Source organism: Kitasatospora aureofaciens (genome assembly GCF_019192735.1).
Lineage (GTDB): Bacteria > Actinomycetota > Actinomycetes > Streptomycetales > Streptomycetaceae > Kitasatospora > Kitasatospora aureofaciens_A.
On sequence record NZ_JAHTKP010000005.1, the window covers coordinates 1 to 12,015 of the forward strand.

Below are 12,015 nucleotides of genomic sequence, written 5' to 3' on the forward strand. Positions count from 1 at the left end.
TCCACCAACACCGAGACCACGGACGTAACACACACGACGGCGAGCGCGGAGCGGAAGGAGAGTGTGGCACCCGCGATGAGCGGTGCGGCTGCCAGCAGCGGGAGTCCCGTGTACGGCTGAGGCGCGAGACGGTCCAGCAGGACGCCGGCCACGAGGACCAGCGCCGCGAGCATCCACGGCACCTTCGCCAGCGTGGGTCGAAGGACTTTCACAGTGCATCTCCCGTCCCGGCCGATCAAGGCCAGAGCGCAGGCCCGGGCCAGCCTGTCACATCACGGACTTACACGATCTTTCGGACACGCTCGTGGTCGCCTGCAGGGGCTCGAGGCCTAGCTGGTCCACTCCTCCGTCGTCGTCGGCGGCGCCTCGCGCCTGGCAGAGAACACGGTGGTGGGCCAGCTGGGGCTACTCCGGGTTACTGGCGCCGAGCAGGGGCATGTTCTTCCGCGGCGTGGCTGGCGAAGTCGGCGACTTGCTCCGAGGAAGGTTCGTCCGGGGCCCGGACGATGTCAACGCCGATCAGCAGCGAGGCCCAGAAGCGCAACCGAGACCAAAGCTGAGACCACGACACGAAGAAGACCCCGACCGGAAACCCGGTCGGGGCCTTCAACTGCCTTGCTAGGCAAAGGCGGAGGATACGAGATTCGAACTCGTGAGGGGTTGCCCCCAACACGCTTTCCAACTGTTCGTCCGGCTGTTCAGAGGCGAGCGCAGGCGTCCTGACCTGCGGTGGAGCGATGCGGCTGCCGGTCGTCGAACGCGCCCGGACGACGGTGAATGCAACCAGAACTGCAACCACAGCGAGGCATGCCCCGCGCGGCCAGGAGGTGGTGCCTCACGGGCCGTCACCGCCCAGGCGGAGCAGGCGCGCGCAGAGCGACGACCAGGACGAGGCGCACGCCCGCCGCGTTGTTGCTGCCCCAGCCTCTCGCGCTGAGCTACGTGCTCCAAGAGCGCGAGCAGAGGACCAGGCGGTAGCCGTCCGGATCGGCGATGGTCACACCGTACTGGTCCCAGTACGAATTGTGCGCGGCGACCCGGGTTCCGCCTGCGGCCACGAGCTGGTCGATCACCGCCTCGTCGATCGGGGTGCCGAGGTAGATGACGAAGAGGTCGTCCACGGTGGGGGTGGGCTCCAGCGGGCGGGCCGGGTCGTGGGTGAGCTCGAAGTGCCAGGCTCCGGCGGGCGGGCCGACCATGAGCAGGTCGTGCTCGCCGGGAACGTGCTCGGTGGTCCGCCACAGGACGTCGAGCCCGAGCCCGGTCACGTAGAACCGCTCGGCGGCGGCGAGATCCCGGGACGGGCGGGCCACCCTCACATGGGTGGAAGGGGCGATCACGCCGAACGCTCCAGGGCAGCGCGCCAGACAGGGCTGTCGACGTAGTGGTTGTCGAAGCGCTCCGAGGTCGCGGCCAGTTCGCTCGGATCGGCCTCGCCGCGGGTCACTCGGCCCAGGAGTCGCAGGTAGTCGAAGCGGTCCATCCCGTGGGTGAACACGCACAGGACGTCGGCCTCGGCTCCCGGGGCTGCCCTGAAAGCATGCGGGGTGCGGGGCGGCACGGCCAGGAAGTCGCCCGTGTGCAGGACGGTCACCTCCTGGTCGAGAAGGACCTGTAGGGATCCGCCGAGCACGAAGAAGATCTCCCAGGCCCGCGTGTGGAAGTGAGCGGGCGCTCCGGCCGCTCCCCGGGCGAACGTGGAGCGGTAGCTCGTGAACGCGCCGGCGGTCTGCGCCGAGTCGGCGAACAGGCTCATCACGGCACTCGGATCGGCGCAGGTCTCCGCCTCGCAGCTCCTGACCAGCACTGCCGCGGCGGCGGGCATTGTGGCGTCGTCAGCTATTTTCATGATCACGACCTTACTTTTCGACTGTGGCATGGGTGGGCCGCGCACCGGTCTCGCATGTTCGCATCCGGTAGGCGGTGGGCGGGCTGTCCCGTGAAGGTTCAACCGACCGTGGAAGCAGGAACAGACCTGGCCGTTTCCGGCGAACGGTGTTCCCTGGGGCAGACGAGAGCGGGATGCTCCGACTCCGCTGCTGCGGCGACCGGAGCACTTCTTCGGCGGGGGAACCTGAGTGCGACCAGGCTGGTGATGGCGATGCCCGCCGAGGCGGCGAGCATCGCGGGGCGCAGGCCGTCGACAGCGACTGCGGTCGAAACCGGATCGCCCTTGCCCGGGGCGGTGATCGCGACCAGTACCGCGAGGCCCACCGCTCCGCCGGTCTGCTGAGCGGTGGAGGCCATCCCAGAGGCGATGTCCGGCCGTGGACGGGGAAGGCCGGTGTCCCGGTGGGCGGTGGTGTGGGCGTGCTCGACCCGTTCGTCACGGGTCAGCCGACCTTGTGGGCGGGGGTGGTGGCGAGCTCGCGTATCGCGTCGGCGATGGCTCGGAAGTCGTTGCGCAGGATCTTGGAGTGGTTGCTCGCGACCTTCGCGCTGAGCCGGATGTTCGGGTTACGGGCGAGCACCGGGTCGAGGTTGGCGCGGATCTGTTCCATCAGCTTGGGGTCGCCGCCCAGGTTGCCTCCGGTGGCGAGCACGTATCGGGCCGGTACGGTCAGACGGTCGAAGACCGGGTTGAGGGCGGCGGGCGCGCAGAGCTCGTTGATCTCGATGTTGATCTCGGCGTGTTGCGTGGCGCTCATTCGCGCGGCCAGGCCGAGCGGGCGGGCGATCGGGAACAGCGGGCTCAGTCGGCGGAACAGCTTGCGGATCTGTTCCCGGGCAGCGTCGTCGAGCCACTCGTGCGGCAGGGCGCCGTCCACGGACACCGCCCCCAGGGCGCGGTCCGGGTTCCGGGCGGCCCAGTGCATGGCGAGCATGGCGCCGTAGGACCAGCCCACCAGGATCGGCCGGTCCACGCCCCTGGCGGTGAGGACGGCGTCGAGGTCGCGGATGCACGCCTCGAAGGAGTAGTCCGTGGCGCGCTTCGATTTGCCGCGGGCGCGCTCGTCGTAGGTGATGTGGCGGTAGCCGCTGCCGAGCTCGGCGATGACGCGTCGCCAGTGCTTCTGGTCGGCGTAGGAGCCGTTGAGGTAGACCACGGGACGGCCGGGGCCGCCGGTGTCGGTCACGGCCAGTGCGGTGTCATCGATCGGCACCATGCCGGTCCAGGCGGACTGCTTGATGGTCATGGTGTGCCTTCTTCCAGTGTCCGAGGTGGATCAGGAGGGGTGGACGGTGCTGTCGCCGTCGGAGGTGCGGCCGCGCACCGCGTCGGCCTCGTCGGCCTCTTCGGGCCGGCTGGCGTTTCAGAGGGTGCGGGCGGTGATGTCGCCGTGGGGGGTGGTGGCGTGGATGTCAAGTTCGGCGGTGCCGTCGTTCTTGAGGGCGTTGCTGATGCGGCCGTAGCCGGTGCCGGCGTCCAGGGCGGCCGAGACGCCGGGGGCGGCGCCGACGGTGATGTCGCCCATCTGGGTGCTGAGCCGGAGCGTGCCGCGCACGGCTTCGGTGATGCGGATGCTGCCGCGTGCGGTGCTGATCTCGGCGGGGCCGCCGAGTCGGCCGATCTCGACGTCGCCGTCGACGGCGGTGAGGCGCAGGCTCGCGGCCTCGTCGATCTTGATCTGGTGGTAGGCGCCTTCGAAGGCGATGTCGCCGAGGCGGCCGACGGCGCGCAGTTCGGTGCAGGCGGTCTTGGCCTCGATGTTCGAGCCGGCGGGCAGCTGGACGGTGATTTCCAGGGAGCCGGAGGAGCCGAGGAGCTGGTTCTTGGGCTCGGCGGTGTGGATCCGCAGGACGCCGTCGGCGTAGGTGACGGTGGTCTGCTCGGCGGCCTTCACGTCGCGGCTCTTGGAGGGGTTGGCGGGCAGGACCTCGACGGTGGTGTCGGCGCGGTCGGCGGCGATGAGCTGGACGCGTCCGGCGGGGATGTCCAGGACGGTGGTGATCGCGGTGGTGGTGGCGAACTTCTGCATGATGCTCTCCTGGAGCTCGTGAACTCGTTGTTTCTGACTCCGCAAAGCTACGTTGCGTTCGAGGATCACGCAATCAATTCGGTGCGACGAACCGTTATCAATGCAGGTGGCAGCCTGGATTTCGTTGCAACGGATGTGAATCTAACGCAATGACAGATGGCCTGGCGTTGCATTGGATGGCGGGCGAACGCTACGCTGGCGGCCTCAGGGAAGAACGAAGGGAGATCACGGTGCCGGGAGGCAGACTCACCCAGCAGGAACGTCAGCAGATCGCGCTGGGCGTGGCCGACGGGCTCGCCTACGCGGAGATCGCCCGGCGCCTGGACCGTCCCACCTCGACGGTCACGCGTGAGGTGATGCGCAACGGCGGCCCCACCGCCTACCGCGCCGACCTGGCCCACCGCGCCACCGAACGCCGCACCCACCGGCGCAGGCAGACCGCGCCCCGCGGGCCGGGGGCGCCGGGGCAGGGACACGGGCGCGACGAGGAGGCCGTGCGCGAGTACGAGGAGACGTTCACCACCCTGTTCATGCAGCAGGGTCTGCCCAAGATGACCGCCCGGGTGCTGACCTGCCTGTTCACCAGCGACGCGGGCAGCCTCACCGCGGCCGACCTCGTCCAGCGCCTCGAGGTCAGCCCGGCCTCCATCTCCAAAGCGATTGCGGCCCTCGAAAGCCTGGGCCTCGTCCGGCGGGAACGTGACGAACGCCGCCGCGAGCGCTACATCGTCGACAACGACATCTGGTACCAGTCGACGCTCGCCAGCGCCCGCGGCGTCGCGCAGCTCGCCGAGACCGCACGGCAGGGCATCCCCATCCTCGGCCGCGGCACCCCGGCCGCCGCCCGCCTGGAGAACATCGCCCGCTTCAGTGACTTCATCAGCGAGAGCATCATCCGCGCCGCCGAGCAGGTCCGCGAAATCCTCTTCACGAAACCCGAAGCGAACACGGGCGGTGCTGCTGCGCCAGCCCCGGATCGCGGGTAGACAGCCGTCGCCGGGTCGCCCGACTGATGCGCCTATCCGGCCTTCAGGGCCGCCATCGCCTGTGGCCACAGCGCACCACGATCCGGGTCTGACACTCCACCGACAGCGCCCGATGATCAACGTGAACTCCGTGCGAGGATTGATAACTGGGGCGTTATCAGACGGGGGACGCGAGTGGAGCTGCGGGACATCGAGATCTTCCTGGCCCTGGCCGAGGAGCTCCACTTCGGGCGCACCGCCGCCCGGCTGCATGTGAGCCCGGCGCGGGTCTCCCAGGCGATCAAGCAGCAGGAACGCCGCATCGGCGGCGCCCTGTTCGACCGCACGAGCCGCAGCGTGCGCCTGACCCCCTTGGGTCAGCTCCTGTGCGATGACATGCGGCCGGTCTACACGGGCCTGCTCGCGAGCCTGGAGCGGGCCAGACTGGCCGCCCGAGGCGTCTCCGCCGTACTCCGCATCGGCATGATCAATACCAACGGCTACGACCTGCGCCCGTTCTGGGAGGCCTTCCGATCCCGGCACCCCCAGTGCGAGTTGCGGATCCGCCACCACGCTTCCCAGGAGCCCTTCGGCCCCCTGCGCCGGGACGAGATCGATGTTCTGGTCGCCTGGCTGCCCATCGAGGAGGCCGACCTCACCACGGGCCCGGTGCTGTTCACCGAACCCAAGGTGCTCGGCGTCGGTGTGCACCACCCGCTGGCCGAGCGGGGCTCCGCGTCGCTGGAGCACCTCGCCGACTTCGGAGTGCAGGCGCCGGTCGCTCCCGTGCCCGAGTACTGGGAGGACGCGTTCCAGCCCTTCTTCACTCCGGCCGGCCGCGCCGTCCCGCGCCGGGAGATGGCGGCGAACTGGGAGGAGAACATCGCCATCGTGGCCGACGGCGGAATGGTCACCCTCACTGGTGCACATGCCACCCGCTACAACAGCCGTCCAGATATCGCCTATCTGCCCATCGACCAGGACCCGTGCCTGCGGTGGGGCCTGGTGTGGCGCACCGAGACAGAGAACGACCTCATCCGCGGCCTCGCACAGACCGTGCGCAGCCTTGGCGCGGCCCGTCTCTGAGTGGCCTGGTCTCGCTGCACGCCGCCCTGGGGCGGAACGGGTTCGGGGGCACGGTGGTTACTTCGGGTCGTTGTTGAACTTCGAGGTCGACCAGAGGTAGCCGAGCACGGTCAGGGCCAGGCACCAGGCGACGGCGAGCCAGCCGTTGTTGCCGATGTGGCTGCCGAGGAGGAGCCCGCGCAGGGTTTCGATGGCGGGGGTGAAGGGCTGGTACTCGGCGATCGGCTGGAACCAGCCGGGCATGGAGTGGACGGGGGTGAAGGCGCTGGAGAGGAGCGGCAGCAGGATCAGCGGCATGGCGTTGTTGCTGGCGGCTTCGGCGTTGGGGCTGACCAGGCCCATGCCGACCGCGATCCAGGTGAAGGCCAGAGCAAACAGCACGAGCAGTCCGAGCGCGGCCAGCCAGTCGAGGGCGGTTGCGTGGGTGGACCGGAAGCCGATGGCCACGGCGACGGCGCCGACGAGGACCACGCTGGCGACCGACTGCAGCACGCTGCCGACGACGTGTCCGACGAGCACGGAGGGGCGGTGGATCGCCATGGTGCGGAAGCGGGCGATGATGCCCTCGGTCATGTCGTTGGAGACGGAGACGGCGGTGCCGATCGTGGTGCTGCCGATGGTCATCAGCAGCAGGCCCGGGACGATGTAGGCGATGTAGGCGGAGCGGCCGCCGCCGCCGATGCCGGCGCTCATGGTGTTGCCGAAGATGTAGACGAAGAGCAGCAGCAGCATGATCGGGGTGAGCAGCAGGTTGAGCGTGAGGGACGGGTAGCGGCGCGCGTGCAGGAGGTTGCGGCGCAGCATCGTGTTCGAATCGCGCACGGCGAGGGAGAAGGAACTCATCGGACGGTCTCCTTGGACTGGCTGGGCTGGTTGGGGATGGTGGTGCCGCCGGTGAGGGCGAAGAACACGTCGTCGAGGTCGGGGGGTGTGCACGGTCAGCTCATCCGCCTCGATGCCGGAGGAGTCCAGCCGGTCGAGGACGGAGCGCAAGTCGCGCTGGCTGCCGTCGCTGGGGATCTGCAGCGCCAGTGCCTCGTCGTCCCGGGTGACCTCGCCGAGCGCGAGGGCGGCGGACCGGTAGGCGGCCGGGTCGGCGAAGCGCAGCCGGACGTGGCCGCCGGGGATGAGCCGCTTGAGTTCCTCGGCGGTGCCCTGGGCGGCGATCTTGCCGTCGTTGAGCACCGCGATGCGGTTGGCGAGTTCGTCGGCCTCCTCCAGGTACTGGGTGGTGAGGAAGACGGTGACGCCGCCCGTGACCAGCCCGCGGATGATCTGCCACATGTTGTGCCGGGAGCGGGGGTCGAGACCGGTGGTCGGCTCGTCGAGGAAGATGATCCGCGGGTCGCCGACCAGGGTCATGGCGATGTCCAGGCGGCGCTTCATGCCGCCGGAGTAGGTGGAGGCGGGCTTCTTGGCGGCCTCCACCAGGTCGAAGCGCTCCAGCAGTTCGGCGGCGACCCGCCGTCCCTCGCGCTTGGGCAGGTGGTGCAGGTCGGCCATGAGGAGCATGTTCTCCTCGCCGGTGATCAGGCCGTCGACGGCGGAGAACTGTCCGGTGACGCCGATCGCGGCGCGCACGGCCTGCGGGTGGGTGGCGAGGTTGTGGCCGCCGATGTGGATGTCGCCGGTGCCGGGGTCGGCGGAGATGAGGGTGGAGAGGATCTTGACGGCGGTGGTCTTGCCGGCGCCGTTGGGGCCGAGCAGGGAGAAGATCGTTCCTTCGGGGACGGCGAGGTCGACGCCGTCGAGTACGACCTTGTCGCCGTAGGACTTGCGCAGCCCGTTCGCCGCGATGGCCAGGTTCGTCACGATGGGTGCTCCTTTTAGGGGTTGCGGGCGTTTCAGAGGCTGCGGGCGGTGATGTCGCCGTAGGCGGTGGTCGCGTGGATGTTCAGGGCGGCGGTGCCTTCGGTGTTCCTGAGCGCGTTGTGGATGCGGCCGTAGCCGGTGCCGGCGTCCAGGGAGGCGGAGACTCCGCGGGCGGCGTCGATCGAGATCTCGCCGTGCTCGGTGCGCAGTGTGACGGTGCCGTGCATGGCCTCGGTGATGTGGATGTCGCCCTTCTGGGTGCTGATCTGTGCGGGGCCGCCCAGGCGGCCGACCGAGACGTCGCCGGCGAGGAGGGTGAGGCTGGCGCTTTCGGTCTCGTCGAGCTTGACCGTGCCGTGCGCGCCTTCGAAGGTGACGTCGCCGAGCCGTCCGACGCCCTGGAACTCGGCGCTGGCCGTCTTCGCCTCGATGCGCGAACCGGCGGGCAGCTGGACCGTCACCTCGACGGATCCGGAGTTGCCGAGGATCCGGTTGTTTGCCGCCGGGGCCCCGATCCGCAGAACGCCGTCGCCGTAGACGACCGTGATCCGCTCCGCCGCCTTCACGTCGCGGGCCTTCGAGGCGTCCGCGGGCAGGACCTCAACCGTGGTGTCGGCCCGGTCGGCGGCGATGAACCGGATGCGCCCGGCGGGGATGTCCAGGACGGCCGAGACCGGGGCGGGGGTGTCGAACTTCTGCATCGTGCTCTCCAGTGGTTCGTTTTTCTGACTTCGCAAAAGCTACGTTGCATTCGAGCATGGCGCAACACATCCGTTGCTCAAAATTCTCATTAGTGCAGGCGAGGGGCAAAGTATCGTTGCAATGGCCTTGATCTTAACGCAACGATCGCCACCTCGCTCGTTGCATTGGATTGAGCGTGAACGCTATGCCCGGGGCATCAGGGAAGCGTGAAGGGAGATTGCGACCGGCGGTCTCTACCCGGCCGGCCGCGTCGAGCAGCAACTTCACGGCCACCATCGCCCCGAGACGACCGCGCGCCGGCCCTGCACGCGGATCGCCTCGATGGCCACCCGGGCGACGTCCTGCGGATCGCGCATTCGACTTCGGAGCTGCTCGTCTACCCGGCCGGCTTGGTGTACGTGAGGACGAGGTTCCCGCCGTCGAACACCTGACTGTCGGTGAGGGTGAGGATTCGGTGGGCGAAGTCCGCACCGAACATCGGGATGCCGGAGCCGGCGACGATCGGGTACTGCTTGACGATCAGCTCGTCCACCTCCGGGAGAAGCTGGCCGGCGAGGTCGGCACCGCCGCAGAGCCAGATCCCCAGTCCGTCCTCCTGCTTGAGCTTGCGGACCAGAGTGAGCGGGTCCTCGGACGTGACCTCCACCGCCGCGTCGGGGCTTTCGGTGCGCGAGCGCGAGAAGACGATCTGCCGCAGGTGCGCGTAGGGGCTGGTGAGGCCGACCTCCAGACCCGGAATGTAGGTGCCGCGGCCCATGAGCACGGTGTCGAAGCGGGTGTTGGGGACGTCGTCGACGCCGAGAGCCTTACGGCCCGGAGTGCTGAGGGTGTCGGCGTACTCGCAGACGAGGTGTGGGAGGAAGCCCTGGCCGACGTGCTGGAAGAAGAAGTCGAAACTGCCATCGGGAGCGGCGATGAACCCGTCGATGGTGGTGGCGATGAAATAGGTGAGCTTGCGCAAGGTGATCCGTTCTGGTTCGACGGTCCGCCGCAACGGTGGCCGGTTGGCGGGGTGATCCGGCACAAGGCGCATCCACGGCCCGCGTGGGTCCGCCCCTGGTTGCTTTCTCGCTTCCCTTGGACGGTGAGAGTCAGGCTCCTGTCGGCGGGACCCATTCGGTGAGCTGGACGGCCACCCCGTTGGGGTCGACCAGCCGCACCACCAACTCGCCCCAGGGCTCCTGTCGAAGGGGCACGGCTATGGCGGCTCCTTCGTTTCGCAGCCGCTCGTATTCGGCCGCGATGCCGGTGACCGCGAACGAAACGATCACCTCGGTCGGCCCCAGGCCGAGCCCGTGCCGTTCGAGGTCGCGCCGCACCAGCACGAGGTCGACGGCCGCGTCGTCACGGCCGAGCTCTACGAAGTCCTCGTGTACCAGGACTTCGCGAAATCCCAGGTGGGTGGTGAAGAACCGGCTTGAGGCGGCGGGATCGTTGACCGTCAGGAACACCGTGGAGGACACGACGTTCATCGCGCAGACCTCTTTCGTGCTCGATCGTTGGGATGGATCAAGCTTCGGGCGCGGCGGTGCGGGGAACAACGGCGATTGTCGCAACGGTCGTTAACCCCTGGGTTGACGATCTCCACTCTCACGCAGCACGGGGGAGCAGACCAACCGTCAGCTGGTGGCCCCGCACCGGCCATCCGTTCACACCACGCCCTCAGTCGGGCAGGGGCCCCAGGTCGCGCGCGACGCGGACGAAGGCGCGGATCATCTCGCTCTCCGACTCGGTCCGCCACACCAGCGAGTACGCCAGTGGCTCCAGCCCCTTGACCGGCAGGTAGGTGATGTCCGGGCGAGGGAAGTAGCGGGGCACATGCATCGGGAAGAGGGACACCGCCTCCCGCATGCCCACCAGCAGGAAGATCTCCCCGATGTTGTTCACCTCGGCGCCCCGGTCAATGACCCGGCTGTGGGGTGAGAGCCGCGGGACGTAGTGGTCGAGCCAGTAGTCGGCTGCCGAGCTGACGTCCACGTGCGGGAAGTCGCTCATCTCCTCCAGGGTGACCGAGGACCACCGCGTGAGTGGATGCTCGTGGTCCACGGCCAGCACTCTCGGCTCGGAGAAGAGTGTGGGACCCACGGTCAGGTCGGGTTCGTCGACGGCGGGCCAGGTGACCAGGATGTCGGCCTCCCCGTTGCGCAGTTGCGCGAAGGGATCGATGAAGTCCGACATCCGCACCCGCAGCTCCCACTGCGGGTGGCGGGCGCGAAAGGTCTCGAAGTACCGGCGCAGCTCCTGGATGTTGGCGGGGAACAGGCTCACCCGTAGCGTGCCCGTCTTGCCCCGGGCGGCCAGCCGGGCTCGCTCCAGAGCCTGCGTCAAACCCTGGTGCAGCAGCCGCAGATCGTCCCGAAGCTGCTCACCCAGCGGCGTCAGCCGGACGTTGCGGCTGTCCCGAGCGAACAGCTCCGCACCGATGGCGCGCTCCTGCTTCTTGATCGCCTGGCTGACCCGCGCCACGGAGACATGCAGCCGCTCCGCAGCCCGGCCGAAGTGCAGTTCCTCGGCCAGGGTCAGGAATATCTCGATGTCACGCAGTTCCACACGTCCCCGCTTCCCCCATACCGCCACGCAGCGGACCGCCATGATCTATCAGACCGGGCTCGCACGGGCCAACTTCGAATCGATGATCGTACTGGCTACGGCGTGCGTGTGAAGGAGCGGCGGTAGGAGCGGGGAGACACTCCCCGGCGGCGCGACGTCGTGCGGCAGCTCGTTGCGCACCGGTGGAGCCGCGGCCGCACTCGGCGCCGCACCGCTCCTGGCCCGCTCCCACACCTCACGCATCGGCCTCGGGTCACGACCGGCTGTCCTGCACAGCGCGACCACAGTCGGCCAGGGCGGAACGGTCTGCCCGGCGAAGTACCGCGACAACGAGGAACTGCTGCCACGGACTTCACGGGCCAGCTCGCGCAGACTCCGCCCGGTCAGATCACGCAGCTGCCGCAGCTGCTCCGCCAACTCCTCGCTCATGCCTGCCAACCCCTATCCAGATCCACGCACCGATCGTAGGCGTTGTGATCTTCGAGGATCGGGCCCGGCACCGTACCGGCGGGCGTCAGGGGTCGGTGGGCGGTTCGGCGTGCAGGCTGGGCAGGTTGACGGCGATCGCCTCCCGGGTGCTGGGGGCGATCACCACCACGGCCTCGTGCTCGGGCCGGGGTTCTCCTCGTGGTGCGGGACGAACGGCGGCACGAAGATGTAGTCGCCCGACCTCTCGACCCGGGGTCGGCCGGTTCCGACCGGCCGTCCCTCCCTCGGTTGCCTCGGGTAGATCGTCCGGGCGGCCGAACAGCTGGGCTTTGACGGAGCGTTGGCCCCGACCGGCCCGTGGTGCGAGGATGCCTGGCTGACCACGGCGCGCACCGGCGCCCGACCACCACGCCTACGTCGCCAGTCCCCTCGACGTGACCGACCCCCTCGGCCTCGGCCCCGCCGTGCCCTGCGGCGAGGAGGGCCGCGGGGTCAGCCGCGCCGACGCGAGACCTGGAGTGTCCAACCTCAGGGTGGAACTTCCAAGGCCG

At 69.0% G+C, this 12,015-nt stretch carries 13 protein-coding genes and 4 pseudogenes; 3 read left to right on the forward strand and 14 right to left on the reverse strand.

The features are described 5' to 3' along the window. The 6 genes and pseudogenes from KV557_RS07090 to KV557_RS07115 form a co-directional block, all read right to left on the reverse strand. Window positions 1-212: pseudogene (locus KV557_RS07090) on the reverse strand (serine/threonine-protein phosphatase); the annotation flags it as partial. A gap of 726 nt (window positions 213-938) precedes the next feature. Next, window positions 939-1,340 (reverse strand): VOC family protein, encoded by a 402-nt coding sequence (locus KV557_RS07095; protein WP_218198897.1) that lies wholly within the window; start codon window positions 1,338-1,340, stop codon window positions 939-941. Further along, on the reverse strand, window positions 1,337-1,849 hold the full coding sequence (locus KV557_RS07100; RefSeq protein WP_256177065.1) for a cupin domain-containing protein: 513 nt from the start codon (window positions 1,847-1,849) through the stop codon (window positions 1,337-1,339). Before KV557_RS07100 ends, KV557_RS07095 begins: the two co-directional genes overlap by 4 nt. A 98-nt stretch (window positions 1,850-1,947) precedes the next feature. Next, window positions 1,948-2,247 (reverse strand): hypothetical protein, encoded by a 300-nt coding sequence (locus tag KV557_RS07105; RefSeq protein WP_218198898.1) that lies wholly within the window; start codon window positions 2,245-2,247, stop codon window positions 1,948-1,950. 86 nt (window positions 2,248-2,333) lie between these two features. Continuing rightward, a complete protein-coding gene (locus tag KV557_RS07110; RefSeq protein WP_218198899.1) occupies window positions 2,334-3,137 on the reverse strand; it encodes an alpha/beta fold hydrolase in 804 nt (267 codons plus the stop codon). 117 nt (window positions 3,138-3,254) lie between these two features. Continuing rightward, window positions 3,255-3,920, reverse strand: a complete 666-nt coding sequence (locus KV557_RS07115; RefSeq protein ID WP_218198900.1) for a DUF4097 family beta strand repeat-containing protein — start codon at window positions 3,918-3,920, stop codon at window positions 3,255-3,257. Between the two features lie 230 nt (window positions 3,921-4,150). On the opposite strand from KV557_RS07115, the gene KV557_RS07120 reads away from it, so the two are divergent. Continuing rightward, window positions 4,151-4,906 carry a GbsR/MarR family transcriptional regulator gene (locus KV557_RS07120; protein WP_218199135.1) on the forward strand — a complete coding sequence of 252 codons (756 nt, stop codon included), beginning with the start codon at window positions 4,151-4,153 and terminating at the stop codon, window positions 4,904-4,906. A gap of 174 nt (window positions 4,907-5,080) precedes the next feature. Then, a complete protein-coding gene (locus tag KV557_RS07125; protein WP_218198901.1) occupies window positions 5,081-5,971 on the forward strand; it encodes a LysR family transcriptional regulator in 891 nt (296 codons plus the stop codon). A 57-nt stretch (window positions 5,972-6,028) separates the two neighbouring features. On the opposite strand, the gene KV557_RS44810 is transcribed toward KV557_RS07125, so the two are convergent. From KV557_RS44810 to KV557_RS42320, 8 genes and pseudogenes are all read right to left on the reverse strand, one after another. Beyond that, window positions 6,029-6,814: an ABC transporter permease gene (locus tag KV557_RS44810; protein WP_218198902.1), complete on the reverse strand. Its 786-nt coding sequence runs from the start codon at window positions 6,812-6,814 to the stop codon at window positions 6,029-6,031. Then, window positions 6,811-7,783, reverse strand: a pseudogene (locus KV557_RS44815) (ATP-binding cassette domain-containing protein). The gene KV557_RS44810 and the pseudogene KV557_RS44815 overlap by 4 nt, the downstream one beginning before the upstream one ends. 32 nt (window positions 7,784-7,815) lie before the next feature. Continuing rightward, window positions 7,816-8,484, reverse strand: coding sequence for a DUF4097 family beta strand repeat-containing protein (locus KV557_RS07140; RefSeq protein WP_218198903.1), 669 nt, complete (start codon window positions 8,482-8,484; stop codon window positions 7,816-7,818). A gap of 377 nt (window positions 8,485-8,861) precedes the next feature. After that, window positions 8,862-9,446, reverse strand: coding sequence for a dihydrofolate reductase family protein (locus KV557_RS07145; RefSeq protein WP_218198904.1), 585 nt, complete (start codon window positions 9,444-9,446; stop codon window positions 8,862-8,864). Window positions 9,447-9,576: 130 nt separating this feature from the next. After that, window positions 9,577-9,957, reverse strand: a complete 381-nt coding sequence (locus tag KV557_RS07150; RefSeq protein ID WP_218198905.1) for a VOC family protein — start codon at window positions 9,955-9,957, stop codon at window positions 9,577-9,579. 190 nt (window positions 9,958-10,147) lie between these two features. Then, window positions 10,148-11,035, reverse strand: coding sequence for a LysR family transcriptional regulator (locus tag KV557_RS07155; protein ID WP_218198906.1), 888 nt, complete (start codon window positions 11,033-11,035; stop codon window positions 10,148-10,150). A 48-nt stretch (window positions 11,036-11,083) separates the two neighbouring features. Beyond that, complete coding sequence (locus KV557_RS07160; protein ID WP_218198907.1) at window positions 11,084-11,464, reverse strand: helix-turn-helix domain-containing protein; 381 nt, start codon at window positions 11,462-11,464, stop codon at window positions 11,084-11,086. 85 nt (window positions 11,465-11,549) lie between these two features. Beyond that, window positions 11,550-11,701: pseudogene (locus KV557_RS42320) on the reverse strand (cupin domain-containing protein); the annotation flags it as partial. A 64-nt stretch (window positions 11,702-11,765) separates the two neighbouring features. Between KV557_RS42320 and KV557_RS42325 the strand changes: the two are divergent. Then, window positions 11,766-11,882, forward strand: a pseudogene (locus KV557_RS42325) (LLM class flavin-dependent oxidoreductase); the annotation flags it as partial. Window positions 11,883-12,015 lie beyond the last annotated feature (133 nt).